This window comes from Kitasatospora sp. NPDC005751, from assembly GCF_040630835.1.
Classification (GTDB): Bacteria; Actinomycetota; Actinomycetes; order Streptomycetales; family Streptomycetaceae; genus Kitasatospora.
In genome coordinates this window covers 68,357-84,978 of sequence record NZ_JBEXYC010000002.1, presented here as the reverse complement: position 1 = coordinate 84,978, position 16,622 = coordinate 68,357, and the positions used below count along the sequence as shown (strand labels likewise).

General features: G+C 72.1%; 15 protein-coding genes. 5 read left to right on the top strand and 10 right to left on the bottom strand.

All coding sequences use genetic code 11. The annotated features are described in order from the left end of the window. Positions 1-3: 3 nt before the first annotated feature. From ABZ497_RS03115 to glgX, 4 genes are all read right to left on the bottom strand, one after another. Positions 4-756: a class I SAM-dependent methyltransferase gene (locus tag ABZ497_RS03115; RefSeq protein WP_359803088.1), complete on the bottom strand. Its 753-nt coding sequence runs from the start codon at positions 754-756 to the stop codon at positions 4-6. A gap of 129 nt (positions 757-885) precedes the next feature. Then, entirely contained in the window at positions 886-2,763 is a 1,878-nt protein-coding gene (locus ABZ497_RS03110; RefSeq protein ID WP_359803086.1) for an ABC transporter ATP-binding protein, read from the bottom strand. After that, positions 2,760-4,595 carry an ABC transporter ATP-binding protein gene (locus ABZ497_RS03105; RefSeq protein ID WP_359803084.1) on the bottom strand — a complete coding sequence of 612 codons (1,836 nt, stop codon included), beginning with the start codon at positions 4,593-4,595 and terminating at the stop codon, positions 2,760-2,762. Before ABZ497_RS03105 ends, ABZ497_RS03110 begins: the two co-directional genes overlap by 4 nt. Positions 4,596-4,696: 101 nt before the next feature. Beyond that, positions 4,697-6,901, bottom strand: a complete 2,205-nt coding sequence (gene glgX / locus ABZ497_RS03100) for a glycogen debranching protein GlgX (RefSeq protein WP_359803082.1) — start codon at positions 6,899-6,901, stop codon at positions 4,697-4,699. Positions 6,902-7,190: 289 nt separating this feature from the next. Between glgX and ABZ497_RS03095 the strand changes: the two genes are divergently transcribed. From ABZ497_RS03095 to ABZ497_RS03080, 4 genes are all read left to right on the top strand, one after another. Next, complete coding sequence (locus tag ABZ497_RS03095) at positions 7,191-8,426, top strand: Ig-like domain-containing protein (RefSeq protein ID WP_359803080.1); 1,236 nt, start codon at positions 7,191-7,193, stop codon at positions 8,424-8,426. Between the two features lie 217 nt (positions 8,427-8,643). Next, entirely contained in the window at positions 8,644-9,918 is a 1,275-nt protein-coding gene (locus ABZ497_RS03090) for an Ig-like domain-containing protein (RefSeq protein ID WP_329489666.1), read from the top strand. Between the two features lie 202 nt (positions 9,919-10,120). Then, positions 10,121-11,434 carry an Ig-like domain-containing protein gene (locus ABZ497_RS03085; RefSeq protein WP_359803077.1) on the top strand — a complete coding sequence of 438 codons (1,314 nt, stop codon included), beginning with the start codon at positions 10,121-10,123 and terminating at the stop codon, positions 11,432-11,434. Positions 11,435-11,632: 198 nt separating this feature from the next. Further along, positions 11,633-12,109 (top strand): ATP-binding protein, encoded by a 477-nt coding sequence (locus ABZ497_RS03080; protein ID WP_329489668.1) that lies wholly within the window; start codon positions 11,633-11,635, stop codon positions 12,107-12,109. Between the two features lie 437 nt (positions 12,110-12,546). On the opposite strand, the gene ABZ497_RS03075 is transcribed toward ABZ497_RS03080, so the two are convergent. The 6 genes from ABZ497_RS03075 to ABZ497_RS03050 form a co-directional block, all read right to left on the bottom strand. Then, positions 12,547-12,990, bottom strand: a complete 444-nt coding sequence (locus ABZ497_RS03075) for a hypothetical protein (protein ID WP_352289468.1) — start codon at positions 12,988-12,990, stop codon at positions 12,547-12,549. After that, entirely contained in the window at positions 12,990-13,400 is a 411-nt protein-coding gene (locus ABZ497_RS03070; RefSeq protein ID WP_359803075.1) for a helix-turn-helix transcriptional regulator, read from the bottom strand. Before ABZ497_RS03070 ends, ABZ497_RS03075 begins: the two co-directional genes overlap by 1 nt. A 62-nt stretch (positions 13,401-13,462) precedes the next feature. Continuing rightward, complete coding sequence (locus ABZ497_RS03065; RefSeq protein ID WP_359803073.1) at positions 13,463-13,822, bottom strand: type II toxin-antitoxin system RelE/ParE family toxin; 360 nt, start codon at positions 13,820-13,822, stop codon at positions 13,463-13,465. 61 nt (positions 13,823-13,883) lie between these two features. Next, positions 13,884-14,744 carry a hypothetical protein gene (locus ABZ497_RS03060; RefSeq protein WP_359803071.1) on the bottom strand — a complete coding sequence of 287 codons (861 nt, stop codon included), beginning with the start codon at positions 14,742-14,744 and terminating at the stop codon, positions 13,884-13,886. Positions 14,745-14,976: 232 nt separating this feature from the next. Then, positions 14,977-15,237, bottom strand: a complete 261-nt coding sequence (locus ABZ497_RS03055) for a DUF397 domain-containing protein (protein ID WP_359803069.1) — start codon at positions 15,235-15,237, stop codon at positions 14,977-14,979. Then, positions 15,234-16,046, bottom strand: a complete 813-nt coding sequence (locus ABZ497_RS03050) for a helix-turn-helix transcriptional regulator (protein WP_359803067.1) — start codon at positions 16,044-16,046, stop codon at positions 15,234-15,236. The genes ABZ497_RS03055 and ABZ497_RS03050 overlap by 4 nt, the downstream gene beginning before the upstream one ends. A gap of 162 nt (positions 16,047-16,208) precedes the next feature. Between ABZ497_RS03050 and ABZ497_RS03045 the strand changes: the two genes are divergently transcribed. Further along, complete coding sequence (locus ABZ497_RS03045; RefSeq protein WP_359803065.1) at positions 16,209-16,619, top strand: ATP-binding protein; 411 nt, start codon at positions 16,209-16,211, stop codon at positions 16,617-16,619. Positions 16,620-16,622: the final 3 nt, after the last annotated feature.

The following is a 16,622-nucleotide window of genomic DNA, read 5'->3' as shown; positions in this document are numbered from 1 at the left end:
GGCCTAGCGGACGGCGGCGACCAGGGAGTCGGTGACGGAGCGCCAGGCCACCCCGGCCTCGCGGAACCCGGTCTCGACGAGCCGGGCGGTGTGCCAGTCGGCGGGGTGCACGGCGCCCTGGGCGTGCGAGCCGTAGAGCGCGTTGCGGGCGGTGACCTCCTCGGCGAGCAGCGGGTCGGCCGCGGCCGCCGCCCACCATCCGGCCCAGTCGAGCACGCCGTCGGCCCGCTCGCGTTCCTGGCGCCGCTGCTGGAAGGCCTCGTCGGCCGCGGTGAGCAGCGGGATCGTCGACTCGGGGGTGTGGTCGGCGTTGAGGAAGACGCCCCCGGGGCGGACCAGCTCGGCGAGGTCCCCGTACAGCCGGACGAGGTCGTCGGTGGGCAGCCAGTGCAGGGCGGTGGCGGTCACCACGGCGTCGAACGGGCCGGGCGGGAGCCGGGTGGCCCAGTCCGGGTCCTTGAGGTCGGCGGTCACCAGGGTGAACCGGGGCTCGTCGGCGAAGACGCCGCGGGCGATGGCCATCAGCGCCGGGTCCTGGTCGACGCCGACGCTGACCGCGCCGGGCAGCCGGGCGAGCAGTCGTTCGCTGATGCTGCCGGTGCCGCAGGCCAGGTCGAGGACGCGCGGCTCGGGGCCGGCGACCGCCTCGACGACGTCCAGCATGGCGCGGAACCGCTCCTCGCGGTCGGGCAGGTACCACTCCTGCTGGCGGTCCCAGCTGCGCTGCCAGTCCTGCCAGTGCGTCCGGTCGGTCACGTCCGCTCCCTAGGTCGTCGGCCTGCGGACCGGTGCGGCCCGGTGCGGCCCGGTCGGTCCCGGGGACGACTCTAGGCCCTTTCGGTAATGGATGAAAGGGCCTAGAGGCTATTACCCGCGCGGGCGCGGTCAGACCAGGCTGTCCCGCCAGGCCTGATGCAGCTCGGCGAAGCGGCCGGAGCCGTCGATCAGCTCCTGCGGGGTGCCGTCCTCGACGATCCGGCCCTGGTCCATCACCAGGACGCGGTCGGCGATCTCGACGGTGGAGAGCCGGTGGGCGATGATCACGGCCGTCCGCCCGGCCAGCACGGTGCGCATCGCCCGCTGGACGGCCTGCTCGCCGGGCACGTCCAGCGAGCTGGTCGCCTCGTCCAGGATCAGCACCGCCGGGTCGGCCAGCAGGGCCCGGGCGAAGGCGACCAGCTGGCGCTGGCCGGCCGAGATCCGGCCGCCGCGCTTGCGCACGTCGGTGTCGAAGCCCTCCGGCAGCGCGGCGACGAACTCGTACGCGCCGATGTCCCGGGCGGCCTGCTCGACCTCCGCGCGGGAGGCACCCGGACGGCCGATCGCGATGTTCTCGGCGACGGTGCCGGAGAACAGGAACGACTCCTGCGTCACCATGACCACCCCGCGCCGCAGTTCCGGCGTGGCGAGGTCGCGCAGGTCCACCCCGTCGAGGCTGATCCGGCCGTCGGTCGGGTCGTAGAAGCGGGCCAGCAGCTTGGCGACCGTCGACTTGCCCGCCCCGGTCGCCCCGACCACGGCCACGGTCTGGCCGGCCGGCAGCACCAGGTCGAACGCGGGCAGCACCTCCTTGCCGGAGCGGTAGCCGAAGGCGGTCTTCTCGAAGTGCACCTCGCGCCCCTTGGCCGCGGCGGTGGACCGCTGGGCCGGGAGCTCCTTCGGCTCGGCGGGCTCCGCGACGGTCGGCTCGTGGGCGAGCAGGCCGGCGATCTTCTCCAGGGCGGCGGCGGCCGACTGGTAGCTGTTCAGGAACATCGCGAGCTGGTCGATCGGGTCGAACAGGCGGCGCAGGTAGAGCACGAAACCGGTGAGCACACCGAGCTCCACCGCGCCGTCGGTGACCAGGAAGGCCCCGAGCAGCACCACACCGGCGCTCCAGACGTTCGCGGTGGCGCGGGAGAGGCCGACGTAGCGGGCGATCTCCAGCAGGCCGTCCGCCGTGGCGGCGGCCGACTGCCGGTTGACCACGGAGAACGCGGCGTCGTTGGCCCGCTCGCGGCGGAAGGCCTGGACGGGGCGGATGCCGTTCATGGTCTCGGTGAAGCGCACGATCAGCGAGGCGGCCGAGGTGCGCGAGCGGCGGTAGACCCGGCGGGAGCGGCTCCGGAACGAGCGGGCGATCAGGAACAGCGGGACGAACGACGCCAGCGAGACCAGGCCCAGCCGCCAGTCCATCACCAGCAGCAGCACCGAGATGTAGAAGACCGAGAGGAAGACGGTCAGCAGCTCCTGGAGGCCCTCGGAGAGCAGCTCGCGCAGCGCGTCCACGTCGGAGGTGGCGCGGGAGATGATCCGGCCCGAGGTGTACCGCTCGTGGAAGTCCAGGCTGAGCCGCTGGGCGTGCCGGAAGATCCGGCCGCGCAGCTCCAGCAGGATGTCCTGGTTGATCCGGGCGCTGATCTTGATGAACGCCCACTGCAGCACGGTGCTGATCAGCGCGCAGGAGAGGTAGGCGGTGATCACCGCGACCAGCGGGCCGGCGTCGTGGTCGCGCAGTGCCGGGATGCCCCGGTCCATGGCGATCGCCACCAGCAGCGGACCGGACTGCAGTGCCGCCTGCTGGAGCAGGATCACCACCATCGCGACGGTGATCCGGGCCCGGTGCGGGCCGAGCAGCGCGCGCAGCAGCGCCCGGGGCGCGCCCGGCGGGACGGGGATGTCCTCCTCGTCGGCCGGGGGCGCGGGCAGCTCCTCCTCCGGCGCGGCCTTCGCCGCCGCCGTGGACTTCGCCGACTTCTCGGCGGGTTCGAGCGTGGTGGTCATCGGGCGGCGCCCCTCTCCGGTACCAGGGCGGCGTCGCCCGACATCAGTTCGCGGTAGCGCGCCGAGCTGCGCAGCAGCTCCTGGTGGGTGCCGACGGCCTCGATCCGGCCGTCCGAGAGCACCGCGACGCGGTCGGCGAGCAGCACGGTGCTCGGCCGGTGGGCCACCACCAGCGCGGTGGTGGAGCCGAGCACCTGCCGCAGGGCCCGCTCGACGAGCGCCTCGGTGTGCACGTCCAGCGCGGAGAGCGGGTCGTCCAGGACGAGGAAGGCCGGGGCGCCGACCACCGCGCGGGCCAGCGCCAGCCGCTGGCGCTGGCCGCCGGAGAGGCTGAGGCCCTGTTCGCCGACCTCCGTCCCGGCGCCGTCGGGCAGCTTCTCGACGAAGCCGGCCTGGGCGGTGGCCAGCGCGGCGGCGAGCTGCTCGGGGCCGGCGCCGGGCGCGCCCATCAGCACGTTCTCCCGGACGGTGGCGGAGAACAGGGTCGGCTCCTCGAAGGCGACCGAGACCAGCTCGCGCAGCCGCTCGCGGGACAGCTCGCGGATCGGGCGGCCGTCCAGCGTGATGGTGCCGGCGGTGGCGTCGTACAGCCGGGGGAGCAGCGCGGTGAGCGTGGTCTTGCCGCTGCCGGTGGCACCGACCAGGGCCATCGTCTCGCCGCTGCGGATGTGCAGGTCGATGCCCCGGAGCAGGTCGGGGGTGTCGGGCGGGGCGTCCGGGTAGCGGAAGCGGACGCCGGTGAGCCGGATGCCGTCGGGGGCGGCGCCCGGCGTCGTGGCCGTGGCCGTGGTGTCGGCGGCGTCGGCCGGGGCCGGCTCGGTGTCGTCGTCCGGCAGCGGCTCGTCCAGCACCTCGAAGAAGCGGTCGGCGGCGGTGGCGGCCTCGTTGGCGTAGGCGAGCAGCCAGCCCAGCGACTCGACCGGCCAGCGCAGCGCGAGCGCGGTGGAGAGGAAGGCGACCAGGGTGCCGGTGCTCAGCTCGTCGTGCGCCACCAGGTAGCAGCCGACCGCGAGGGCGCAGCCGAGGGCGAGCTCGGGCAGGCCGACGATGACCGCCCAGAGGTTGGCGAGCAGGCCGGCCTTGCGCAGCTCGGTCCGGCGCAGGTCGTGCGTCCGGGCCCGGAAGCGGTCGGCCATCGACCGGTGGCGGCCGAAGGCCTTGAGGATGCGGATGCCGAGGATGGACTCCTCGATGACGGTGGCGAGGTCGCCGTTCTGGTCCTGGGCGAGCCGGGCGGCGCCGGAGTAGCCGGCCTCGAACCTCCGGGTCAGCACCATCAGCGGGACGGCGGGCGCCAGCACGATCAGGGCCAGCCGCCAGTCCTGGGTGAACATCAGGGCGGTGCCCGCGAGGAAGGTCGCGGTGTTGACGATCAGGAAGACCAGCGGGAAGGCCAGGAACAGCCGCATGGTGTACATGTCGGAGGTCGCCCGGGAGAGCAACTGGCCGGAGCCCCAGCGGTCGTGGAAGGAGATCGGCAGCCGCTGCAGCCGGGCGAAGAGGTCGCCGCGCATCGCCGTCTCCACCCCGGCCAGGGGTTTGGCGAGGATGACCCGGCGGGCGTAGAACAGGGCCGCCTCGAAGAGCCCGAGCGCCAGGAGCAGGCCGATCAGCGGCCAGAGCGCGCCGACGTCGTGGTCGGTGATCGGTCCGTCGACGATTCGGCCGAGAACGATCGGGACGAGCAGCACGCTGAGCGCGGCGAACAGCGCGGCGGCGACCGAGGCGGTCAGCCGCCAGCGGATCGCGCGGGCGTAGGGCCACAGGCGCAGCAGCGAGCGGACCGTCGACCGGTGGGCGGACGTGGGGGCGGGGGCTTGGTTCTCGGCCATCGCCGTGAGCGTAGGTCGGGCCCGCGTCATTTCTCATCAGGTTTTTCGCACCTGTCGTCGAGAACCGGCCACCGGTGGCCGGGACGCGTGGGGTGCGGGGGTCAGCGAGGGGCGGGTGCGCGCAGCAGGCGCAGCGAGTGCCCGCCGAGCAGGGCGGTGTCCGGGGAGGGGAGCGGGCCGTTCTCCTCGCTCGCGGTGTCCAGCACCGTCTCGTACCGCGCGTCCGGCGCGGCCCAGGGTTCGCCGGGCAGCGTGAAGGCCACCGGGTCGGGGCCGGTGTTGAGCAGCAGCAGGAAGCTGTCGTCGCGCAACGGGCGTCCGTGCTGGTCGCGTTCGGACATCGCGGTGCCGGAGAGCAGCATCCCGAGGCAGGCCGTGGGGGCGAACCAGTCGGCCTCGGTCATCTCCTTGCCGCGCGGGGTGAACCAGGCCAGGTCCGGCTGGCCGCCGGGGGTGGCGGCCCGGCCGGAGAAGAACGCCCGCTGCCGCAGCACCGGGTGGGCGCGGCGCAGCCGGACGAGGCGGGCGGTGAGGTCGCGCAGCCCGGCCCAGTCGCGGTCCGCCAGCAGGGACCAGTCCAGCCAGCTGATCTCGTTGTCCTGGCAGTAGGCGTTGTTGTTGCCGCGCTGGGTGCGGCCGAACTCGTCCCCGGCGGTGATCATCGGGACGCCGGTGGAGAGCAGCAGGGTGGCCATCAGGTTGCGCAACTGGCGCAGCCGCAGGGCGTGGACGGCCGGATCGGCGGTCTCCCCCTCGGCGCCGTGGTTCCAGGACCGGTTGTCGTCGGTGCCGTCCCGGTTGGCCTCGCCGTTGGCCTCGTTGTGCTTGCGGTCGTAGGAGACCAGGTCGCGCAGGGTGAAGCCGTCGTGCGCGGTGACGAAGTTGACCGAGGCGTAGGGGCGCCGGCCGCCGCGCTGGTAGAGGTCGGAGGAGCCGGAGAGCCGGTAGCCGAGCTCGCGGACGTCCGGGCGGGCGCCGCGCCAGAAGTCCCGCACGGTGTCGCGGTACTTGTCGTTCCATTCGGCCCACAGCGGGGGGAAGCCGCCGACCTGGTAGCCGCCCGCGCCGACGTCCCAGGGCTCGGCGATCAGCTTGACCCGGCTCAGCACCGGGTCCTGGGAGACGGCGGCGAGGAAGGGGTGGTCCATCTCGACGCCGTCGCTGCCGCGGGCGAGCGCGGCGGCGAGGTCGAAGCGGAAGCCGTCCACGCCCATCTCGGTCACCCAGTACCGCAGCGAGTCGGTGATCAGCCGGATCACCTGCGGCCGCCGGGTGTCCAGGGTGTTGCCGCAGCCGGTGTAGTCGGCGTAGCCGCGCGGGCGGTTCAGCGGCAACCGGTAGTACCCGGCGTTGTCGATGCCCCGCAGCGAGAGGGCGGGGCCCAGCTCGGCGCCCTCGGCGGTGTGGTTGTAGACCACGTCGAGGACGACCTCTATGCCGGCGGCGTGCAGCGCGCGCACCATCCGCTTGAACTCGCCCACCTGGCCGCCGCGGCTGCCGGAGGAGGAGTAGCCGGCGTGCGGGGCGAAGAAGCCGACGGTGTTGTACCCCCAGTAGTTGCCCAGGCCGCGGGCCTGGAGGTGGTCCTCGCTGGCGTACTGGTGCACCGGCAGCAGCTCGACGGCGGTGACGCCGAGCCCGGTGAGGTGGGCGATCGCGGCGGGGTGGGCGAGGCCCGCGTAGGTGCCGCGCAGCTCCGGCGGCACCTCGGGGTGGCGCATGGTGAAGCCGCGCACGTGCAGCTCGTACAGCACGGTCTCGGCCCAGTGGGTCTTCGGGCGGTGGTCGTCGTACCAGTCGTCGTCGTCGTGGACCACGACGGACCTGGGCACGTAGCGGGCCGAGTCGCGGTTGTCCCGGACGGTGTCGGCGACGTCGGCCTCGGGCCAGTTGCGGACGGCGGAGCAGACCGCGTCGTGGGAGGTGTAACAGCCGTCGACGGCCCGGGCGTACGGGTCGAGCAGCAGCTTGGCCGGGTTCCACCGGGCGCCGGTCCACGGGTCCCAGCGGCCGTGGACCCGGAAGCCGTACCGGGTGCCCGGGCGGACGCCGGGCAGGAAGCCGTGCCAGGTCTGGAAGTTCTGCTCGGTGAGGCGGTGTCTGCTCTCCTGGCCGTCCTCGTCGAAGAGGCAGAGGTCGACCGCCTCGGCGCCGGCCGCCCAGAGCGCGAAGTTGGTGCCCTGGCGGCCCTGGGCATCGGTGCGGAAGCGGGCGCCGAGCGGCTGCCAGCTGCCGGGCCACGGTGGCTCGGTGCCGGTACCGCCGCGCGGCCGCACTCCGGCTTCCAGCTCCTGCCCTGACGCCATGGCCCTACCCTCCCTGGGCGGGGTGTCCCGGACCCCGTTCACCTTCTCTTTCCCTGATCCTGCTGATCGGAAGCCGCTGAACGGTGGCTTACCGGCGGATGGCGGCCGGGGGCCGCGCGCCGCGGGGGCGGTTCGGGCACGCCGCCCGGGCCCGAACCGGGGCCACCACCGGGCCGCCGGCCGCCCGGTGGTGGGCCGCCGGAGTGAGGTTCACCCGGCGGTCCGCGTGTCCTGCCGGGATTGCCCTCGTTGTCCGGGGTATCGGACGGAAACGGCGGGAGGCCCCGGAATGCGGCCCCGAGTACTGGTGTGGGCGCGCCGTGCGGCGGCGCTGGGGTGGAGCCTGGCGGTGCTGACGGGGTGCGCCGGCGGGGGCGGTCCGGCGGCCGGCCCGGCCCAGGACGCGGCGGCCCCGGGGCACACGGCCCCGCCGGCCCCCTCCCGGGCGGCGATCACCGCGCTGCCCGCCGACGGCGCCGAGGACGTCCCGCCGGACGGCGCGGTCCGGGTCTCGGTGGCCCAGGGCCGGCTGGTCTCCGTCCGGCTGGCCGATGCGAGGGGCACCGAGGTGGCCGGGACGCTCTCCCCGGACGGTGCGAGCTGGGCGCCGAACGGCCCGCTGCCGCTCGGCACCGCGTACACCCTGGACTCGGTGGCCGAGGACGACCAGGGCCAGAAGGCGAACCAGCACACGGACTTCTCGACGGTGGCCCGGGCGCACACCTTCGTCGCCTTCTTCACCCCGGAGGACGGCTCCACGGTCGGCGTCGGCATGCCCGTCTCGCTGCGCTTCAGCCGCCCGATCACCGACCGGGCGGCCGTCGAGCGGGCGGTGACGGTGACGGCCGACCCGCCGGTGGAGCTGGCCGCGCACTGGTTCGGCACCCAGCGGCTGGACGTCCGGCCGAAGGCCTACTGGGCGGCCGGCACCAAGGTCGCGGTGGCGCTGCGGCTCAAGGACGTGCAGGGGGCGCCGGGCGCGTTCGGCACCCAGACCAAGGACGTCCGGTTCACCGTCGGCCGGGCCCAGGTCTCCACGGTGGACCTGGACGCCCACACCCTGACCGTGCGGGCCGGGGCGGGCGGCAAGGTGGTGCGCACGCTCAAGGTGTCCGGCGGGGACCCGAAGCACACCACCTACCGGGGCGTGCTGGTGGTCTCCGAGAAGTACCGCACGACCAGGATGAACTCGCAGACCGTCGGGATGGGCGACGAGTACGACATCAAGGACGTCCCGCACGCGATGCGGCTGACCACCTCCGGCACCTTCATCCACGGCAACTACTGGGCCGACCCGGCGGTGTTCGGCGCGGCCAACACCAGCCACGGCTGCATCGGCCTGGCCGACGCCAAGGGCGGGACGAGCAAGGACACCCCGGCGGGCTGGCTGTTCGAGCACACCATCCCCGGGGACGTGATCGAGGTGAAGGCGGCCACCGGGGACGCCGTCCCGCCGAGCAACGGGTTCAACGGCTGGAACCTGCCCTGGGCCCAGTGGGTCGCGGGCAGCGCGATCGAGCGCTGAGCCACCGGCCCCTGGCCCCGGCTGCGCGGCGGTGACCCTCCCGCCGGTCTTCACCGCTGTTCCACCTGTGATTCACCGCACTCCCCCCGGGGTTCACTCATTCGGCCCAGCTATCCTGCTTGCCGCGCCGAAGACCGGCGCGGAAGATCGCCGGTCCGGTGCAACCCGTCCGGGCGAACACGCGTCCATCTGGATGGACACCGGGAGGGGAGAAACCGTGAAGCCGGTTTTGGCGGACGACGCCGCGATAGGGACCACCAGCCGTCGGATGCGCCGCGGCGCAGTGGCGCTCGCGATGGGCGGGGTGCTGCTGCTCACCGCGGCATGTGGGGACGACAAGGGCAGTGACGGGGGCAGCGGCGGGGGTGACGCGGCCGCCACGGCGGGTGCCAACGGTGGGGGCGCTCCGGCGCCCGGCCAGAGCTCGGCGGCGCCGAAGACCTCGGCCGCGGTGCTGACCGTCGAGCCGAAGGACGGTGCCCAGGACGTCTCGCCGACCAACGCGCTGGCCGTCTCGGTCGCGAGCGGCAAGCTCACCACCGTCGAGGTCACCGACAAGGAGGGCAAGCCGGTCGCCGGGGCGATCACGCCGGACGGCTCCGGCTGGAAGCCCAGCGCGCCCCTGGCCGTCGGCATGGTCTACAAGGTGAGCGCGCAGGCCCAGGACGCCGAGGGCCTGGTGACGGCGTCGACGACCTCGTTCACCACGCTGACCCCGGCGAAGACGATCTCCACGAACGACAACATCGCCGACAACGCCACCTACGGCGTCGGCATGATCGTCTCGGTGGTCTTCAACAAGGACGTGAAGAACAAGGAGGCCGTGGCGAAGGGGATCACCTTCGAGACCAGCGACGGCGCCGCCACCGAGGTGAAGGGCCACTGGTTCGGCACCAAGCGGCTGGACTTCCGCCCGGCCGAGTACTGGAAGCCGGGGACGAAGGTCACCATCCACTACCGGCTGAAGAACGTCGAGGTCGCCCCCGGCATCTACGGCGACGTGGACAAGGACGAGCCGTTCACCATCGGTCGCTCCCAGGTCTCGACGGCCGACTCGGCCGCCCACACGATGACGACCGTCCGGGACGGCAAGAGCACCACGGTGCCGGTCACCCTCGGCGCCGACGCGACCCCCTCCTGGGGCGGCACCATGGTGATCATGTCCAAGGAGAAGGTCACCCGGATGAACTCGCAGACCGTCGGTCTCGGCGGCGAGTACGACATCCAGGACGTCCCGCACGCGATGCGGCTCACCACCTCCGGCACCTTCGTGCACGGCAACTACTGGGCCAACCCCTTCGGCAAGTCCAACGCGAGCCACGGCTGCGTCTCGATGGCCGACGAGAAGGGCGGCAGCGACACCTCGGTGGCGGGCAAGTTCTTCAACGACTCGCTGGTCGGCGACGTGGTGAAGATCGTGAACACCAAGGAGAAGACCGTCGCGCCCGACAACGGCCTCGGCGGCTGGAACATCGGCTGGGCCAACTGGTAGGTCCGGCGACACACGCTCTACCCCGGCGGCAGCCCCGGTAGTCCCGGTTCGACGACGACCGGCCCGATCCTCACTCGTTGGGGTCGGGCCGGTCGTCGTTCGTGGCGTGATCGTCGCCCGGATGGCGCAACCTTTCCGGTGGATGGCGCGTGTATCTGTCGAGTCCCCTCGTGGTCGAGCGGGATCAACGGGAGGAGTCGACATGAGGTCGATACGGACAGTGGTGGCCGCCGGTCTGATGGGCGGCGCGCTGGTGCTGACCAGCGCGTGCGGCGGGGGCGACGGCGCGGCCGGTGGGAGCGCGGCCAGGGCGGACCTGGGGGGCGCGGCGGGCGTCGCGGCGACCGCCTCCGCGCCGGCGTCCGGAGCGGCACCGGCGTCCGGAGCGGCACCGGCCTCCGGGGCGGCACCGGCCTCCGGGGCGGCGCCGGCCGACGCCCCCGCGTCGACCCCGGCGGCGCCGAAGGTGTCGGCGGCGGTGCTGGACATCCAGCCGAAGAACGGCGCGGTGGACGTGGCCCCGAGCGGCGCGCTCAAGGTCGCGGTGGCGGGCGGCAAGCTCACCACGGTCAAGGTGAGCGACCGGACCGGCAAGGAGGTCGCCGGGACGATCGCCGCCGACGGCGGCAGCTGGACGCCGACGGCCGGCCTGGCGGTCGGCACCGCCTACCAGGTGAGCGCGATGGCGGCGGACGCCAACGGCGTGGTCGCCTCGGCGGACAGCGGCTTCACCACGCTGACGCCCGAGCGCGAGGCGAAGGCGAGCGACAACGTCGAGGACAACGCCACCTACGGGGTCGGCATGATCGTCTCGGTCGACTTCGACAAGGACGTGAAGAACAAGGAGGCGGTCGCCAAGGGCATCACCTTCGAGTCCGACAACGGCACCGTGGTGAAGGGCCACTGGTTCGGCAACCGCCGGCTGGACTTCCGCCCCGAGGCGTACTGGAAGCCGGGGACGAAGGTCACCGTCCACTACCGGCTGAAGAACGTGGAGCTCGCCCCCGGCGTCTACGGCGGCGTGGACCGGGACGAGCCCTTCACGATCGGGCGATCGCAGGTCTCGACGGTTGACGCGAAGACGCACAGGATGACGGTGGTCAACGACGGCAGGAGCTCCGTCGTCGACATCACCTCCGGCTCCTCGGAGCACCCCACCTGGAACGGCACCATGGTGGTGATGTCCAAGGAGGGCGTGGTGCGGATGCAGTCCAGCAGCATGCCCGGGATGACCGGGGACCCGTACGACCTCCAGGTGCCGCACTCGATGCGGCTGACCACGTCCGGCACGTACGTACACGGCAACTACTGGAGCAGCGCCTTCGGCAAGGACAACGTCAGCCACGGCTGCGTCGGCCTCAAGGACGTCAAGGGCGGCGGCGACGGCACCTCGGCGGGCAGGTTCTACGACGGCTCGCTGATCGGCGACATCGTGACGGTGCAGAATTCCGCGCGCGGCACGGTGGCTCCGGACAACGGCCTCAGCGGCTGGAACCTGGCCTGGAGTGCCTGGTAGGAGGCGGTTTGCGGCAACCCGGGCTTGACGCGCACCCGGCCCGGGTTGCACCCGGCATATGCCGAGCGGGTAGTGATCGTTTGCTCATTGTCCGTACGCGGCCGCTTGCGTTCCGCAATGATGGACCGCATGGCGGGTTGGGGCGAAACAGATCAGTCATCACTTCCTGGGTCGAGCTTGGTCGCTGAGGCATCGTGGATGTGCTTCCAGGACGCGCTGGCGGCCCTGGAGCGGCTCAGCTCCGAGGAGCTGGAGCGGATGTACTTCGGCAGGCTGTGCGACCAGTCGGCACCGGGCGAGATGCGGTTGCCGTCGAGGCCGGAGTCCGGGCCGCTGGCCCGCCGGCTGGTGCTCTCGGTGCTGGAGTCCTGGGAGCTGCACCAGCAGTTGGAGGTCGGCGAGCTGCTCACCAGCGAGCTGGTGGCCAACGCGGTGCGGCACGCGGCCGGGCGGACCATCGGCGTCCAGGTGTCGCGCAAGCCCGGCTGGCTGCGGGTCGAGGTGCGGGACTCCTCGCGGGCGCTGCCCTGTCTGATCATGGCCGAGCCGCTGCCGATCAACGAGTACGGGCGCGGGCTCAAGGTCGTCGACGACCTCGCCGACCGCTGGGGCGCCGATCTGCTGCCGCGCGGCAAGGGCGTCTGGTTCGAGCTCAAGGTGCGCGAGCGCCACTGAGGCGTCGCGGCGGCACTCGCCGTGGCCGCGCCGCAGCCGTGGCCGTGCCGCAGCCGTGGTCGCGCCCGGAAAACGCGCAGGGCCCCCGATCCACCGTGTTCCGGTGCGTGGGGGCCCCTGCAAGTCATCGCGCGGCCAAGGGGGTGCGTGCCGACACGATGGGCGACGGCCGTGCCAGGTCGGGCGGGCCGTAGTCTCGGTGTCCTCGGCGGGTCGTCGTCGTTCGCCGCCGGACATCTCGACTATCGCACGGATCTCAGCATGTGGGCAAACCGGCTGGCTTTGATTTCAAGGTTTGTAACCTAGTTCACCTTTGGATTTTGCATAGGTTAACGCTGTCGCCTGAGATTATTCATGAGCGAGCCGTGTAGACCCTGTGACGAGGCTCTGTGACGAGGCCCTGTGACGAGGCCCTGTCGGGGTCGGCGGTCCGAGCGCTAGCGGACGCCCTGCCCCGGGCCGCGCAGCGAGAGCAGCGGGGTGTCGACGCCGAGCTTGGTGGCGCTGCCCTGGAGGGCCTCCCGCAGGTACGGGTAGAGCACCGTCACGCCGATCCGGTCGACGAACAGCTGCTGCAGTTCGGCGGGAAGCTCGAACGGCGCCCCCAGCGAGAAGGCCGCCGCCGCGTCCACCACGAAGTCGGCCTGGGCGCTCCCCAGTTCCAGCCGGCAGCGCACCTCCAGGGTGGTCCCGTCGTCGCCCTCGCGGAGCCAGACCGCGAGCGTGGTCCGGTTCTCCGCCTCGCTGCGCGGCTCCTGCTGGTCGAAGAGGCGCCGGCCGGACACCTCCAGGAAGGTGACGTCCTCCAGCTCGGTGGCGGCGGAGAGCTCGTCGAGGGTGGCGAAGCGCCGGACCCCCCGGCGGGCGGGCGAACCGGCCATCAGACGGTCACCGACCGCTGCGCGTCGTCGCCCCAGGCGGTCGGCCGGGACCGCGCCCCGCGCTCGCGGACGGCCACTCGGACCTGCACCTCGACGGGCGCGGGCTTCCAGGCGGGCGTCAGGTCCGCGGCGGTGTGGTCGACCAGGCTGTACAGCCGGGCGTCGACCGCGCGGGCGTACCGCTGGAGCGTGGAGTAGCGGGCGTCGCCGCCCACCCGCTCGAACTCGGAGATCGTCGACTGCGACGTCCCCATCAGGTCCGCCACCTCGCGCTGGGTCAGACCGCGCTTCTTGCGGGCCACCACCAGGGTCTCCACGAGTTCGGCGTAGGCCTGCGCGTCGGCCAGGCTCGCGGCGACGCGGGGATCGTCCGGGTCGAGGTCGAGTAGATCGTGCAGCGTGGGTGCCATGGCCGCCTCCCCTCAGAGTGCTTCAACATTATCGCCCGAAGCCGATATCGAGAACCGGGAACTCAGCCCGCCGACGGCCGGTTCCGCCACTCCCTGAGCCGCCGCTCCGCGGCGCCGCGCTCGTTCGGCGGGGTCTTCTGGGACTTCTTCTGGAAGAACGACAGGGCGAGCAGGACCAGGCCCTCGCCCTCCTCCGCGAAGAGCAGCCGGAAGGTGCGGTGATCGCCGGTGAGCCGCACCTCCAGGAGGTCGTTGCCGAGGTCCTTGACGTCCCCCGGCAGGGTCTGCCGCTCCTTGACCCGGTTCATCAGGACGAACAGCCGGGCCCGCTCGTGGGTGGCCAGCCGGGCCTTCTGCAGGTCCTTGACCAGGGGCGTCGAACCGTCCGCGCCCTCGTAGAAGGACCACTCCCGTGTGTTCAACGCCCACCCCCTCGGCCCGTGCGCCGGTCGGCAGTCTAGGGGGGAGGGGGTGAAGGGGAGATCAATGCGGATGCCGTGCGGACGGGTTGGGGCGGACCGAGGCGCGGACCCGGGCGGCGTGCCGGTGCACGGCCTGGGGCGAGAGCCGGGTGCGCGGTGGCGGGGCGTCGGAGGCGCCCGCCCGGCAGGCCCGGCAGAGGCCGCCGAGGAGGGCCTGCGGCCGGCTCGGGGTGCGGCAGTCGGTGCACTCCAGGACGCGGGTGACCGGCGCCGTCGGCTCCCCGGTGCGTTCGGGCGGCATCTTGTCGGCCAGGCGGCGGTGGACGAAGGCGGCCGGGCTGTGGACGGCCGGCGGGAGCCCGGCTGTCAGCGCGGTGGTGAGGTACGCCGTACCGGCCCCGCGCGCGAGCCACTGGGCGGCGAGCGGTTCGAGGGAGTCGCAGTCGCGCGCCGAGAGCGCGAGCCGGGGGTCGGCGAGCCCGAGGGCGGCGAGGGCCCGGTAGGCGGGTGACCTGTCCACGCGGGGGTGGGGTCGCTCGTCCGGGTGAACCTGCGCGGGGCCGATGTCGGCACTGCCGTCCGTGTCGCCGACGGTCAGGAAGCGGGACCACCAGGCGTCGTCCCGGGGCGTCCGGGAGAAGTAGGTGCGGAACACCCACTGCGTGCGGTCGCCGTCGACCCGCTCGCGGACGCGGCGCAGGTGACCGGCGACGGAGAGCCGGTTGAGCGCGCTGCGGACGGCCTGCTGGCCGTAGTGCGGCTGCTCGCGGGCGAGGGTCTTGGTGTCCATCGCGGCGCCCTCGGGCAGCCGGTCGACCAGCCGCGCCAGGTAGGCCTCACGGGCGGCCAGCTGCGCGAAGTCGTCGGCGTGAGGGGGATTTTGGCCCGGCGCGGAACGCTTTCCGTAGCCGGGGGACGCCATCGGGGGCAGGGCAGGGCTAAAGTCGTGGGTAGCCACAGGATCGACTGCTTTCGATCGTGTCGGTCAGACCCCCGTTCGGTGTTGGTGCACCGGCGGGGGTTGATTCGTTGGTGCGCACGCTACACGGCGTGCGCAGCCCGTGGCGACCGGTGACGATTAGTCATACGGGCTGGCTACAGCGGTGGTTGGGAGGGCGGGTGGGGGGTGTTCACCCACCCGTTCCGCTAGGAAGTCACTCGACCCCCGACACCTGAGCTTCAGCCGCGAAGGCGAGGAACGCGGCCCAGGCGGCGGGCGAGAAGGAGAGCTGCGGCCCGGCCTTGTCCTTGGAGTCCCGGACGTGGACGGTGAGGCTGGAGGAGGCGACCTCGACGCAGTTGCCGCCCTCGGTCCCGCTGTAACTGGACTTCATCCAGGCGGTGGCGACCTCGATGCAGGCGCCACCTTGGTCGTTGCTGTAGCTGGACTTGACCCATGCGAGTTCGGCGCTCATAGCTCTCCCGCCATTCTTCGGACGAACGCGACAGACTCATCGGCTCCGAGGGCCTGCATGCGGATCATTCCATAGCGCTGGGTGAGTGTGCTCACCTTGTTCGGGTCGCTGTAGAGCGCTCCGGTGTCCTGGGCTTCGACATAGGCGAGCTGTTCGTGATCAGGTCCTTCCAGCAGTACTAGTGGTCCACTGAGCCCTGCGTATGCGGCCCGATCGATGGGCAGAACCTGGATGGAGACGTTGCGCAGATTGTTGACCTCAACGATGTGTTGCAGCTGCCGTCGCATCAGATCCGCATCGCCCACCACGGCTCGCAGAGCAGCTTCGTAGATCACAAAGCTGAAGAGCACGGTCGGAGAGTTCCTCAACTTCTCCTGACGCTGGATCCGTGCTGTGACACGAGCCTCGACTGTCTCGTCATCCAGCGGTGGACAGCTGTGACTGATCAGCTCTTTGGCGTAATCCTCGGTCTGGAGAAGTCCAGGGATGAGCAGGCCTTCGTACCAATGGATTGCGATGGCCTCGCGTTCGGCCTGCGTGTATCCCCGCGAGTAGGAGGGGAACTTCTCTGGCTTCAAGAAGTCCTGGGCCCCGAGCAGCATCCCTCGCGCATTGCACAACTCGTCGGCTGCGGAGAGCAGCTGCATCGACGGCTTCCTTCGGCCAGCCTCCATCGAGCGCACGCTCTCGATGTCGTAGCTGGCCGCCTGGCTCAACTGCTCCCTCGTCACGCCGGATTGCTCGCGCCAGCGCTTGATCTGATCGCCACAGTACTTCCAAGCCATCGGCGGCTGTGCGGGCGCGCTCATCACCGGACCCCAATCCTCACGCGGTCGACCTGCGGGTCATTCCCTCGCTGAACCGCCGGCGTCACTACTGAGGCTATGCCTGAAGGCCGAATCCTGGGACGTGAAATGGCCGATCTCCGCTCCTGTGGGTGACGCCAAAGGCTCTCCGCGTCAAGGACACTGATGATCACTCAGCCCGTCGACATCGAGTGGATGTTCCCCCGCCACCCCCGCAGTGTCGGCCACGCCCGCGTGCAACTCCTCCGGCAGGCCTACGCCTGGCGGGTGCCCGACGGGACCACCGAGACCGCCCTGCTCCTCCTCAGCGAACTGGTCACCAACGCGTGCCGCCACGCCCGTGGCCCGCGCGACCGCCTCATCGGCGTCCGGTTCGCCGTCACGGAATGCGGTGCGCTCCGGGTCGAGGTCGCCGACGCCAATCCGGACCTGCCCGAGCCCCGTCAGGCCGGCCCCGAGGACGAGGGCGGTCGCGGGCTCGAACTCGTGGAGGCCCTCGCCGCCTCCTGGGGCGCCCGGCCCCGGGGTCCGGGGCACGTGGGCAAGATCGTCTGGTTCGAGCTCAAGCCGGAGTAGTGG

Coding starts and splice junctions, on each gene's coding strand:
- ABZ497_RS03110 (WP_359803086.1), bottom strand. CDS start 2,763: ATGACCACCACGCTCGAACCCGCCGAGAAGTCGGCGAAGTCCACGGCG.
- ABZ497_RS03055 (WP_359803069.1), bottom strand. CDS start 15,237: ATGAGCGCCGAACTCGCATGGGTCAAGTCCAGCTACAGCAACGACCAA.
- ABZ497_RS03050 (WP_359803067.1), bottom strand. CDS start 16,046: ATGAGCGCGCCCGCACAGCCGCCGATGGCTTGGAAGTACTGTGGCGAT.
- ABZ497_RS03070 (WP_359803075.1), bottom strand. CDS start 13,400: ATGGCACCCACGCTGCACGATCTACTCGACCTCGACCCGGACGATCCC.
- ABZ497_RS03085 (WP_359803077.1), top strand. CDS start 10,121: ATGAGGTCGATACGGACAGTGGTGGCCGCCGGTCTGATGGGCGGCGCG.
- ABZ497_RS03080 (WP_329489668.1), top strand. CDS start 11,633: ATGTGCTTCCAGGACGCGCTGGCGGCCCTGGAGCGGCTCAGCTCCGAG.
- glgX (WP_359803082.1), bottom strand. CDS start 6,901: ATGGCGTCAGGGCAGGAGCTGGAAGCCGGAGTGCGGCCGCGCGGCGGT.
- ABZ497_RS03060 (WP_359803071.1), bottom strand. CDS start 14,744: ATGGCGTCCCCCGGCTACGGAAAGCGTTCCGCGCCGGGCCAAAATCCC.
- ABZ497_RS03075 (WP_352289468.1), bottom strand. CDS start 12,990: ATGGCCGGTTCGCCCGCCCGCCGGGGGGTCCGGCGCTTCGCCACCCTC.
- ABZ497_RS03045 (WP_359803065.1), top strand. CDS start 16,209: ATGATCACTCAGCCCGTCGACATCGAGTGGATGTTCCCCCGCCACCCC.
- ABZ497_RS03095 (WP_359803080.1), top strand. CDS start 7,191: ATGCGGCCCCGAGTACTGGTGTGGGCGCGCCGTGCGGCGGCGCTGGGG.
- ABZ497_RS03105 (WP_359803084.1), bottom strand. CDS start 4,595: ATGGCCGAGAACCAAGCCCCCGCCCCCACGTCCGCCCACCGGTCGACG.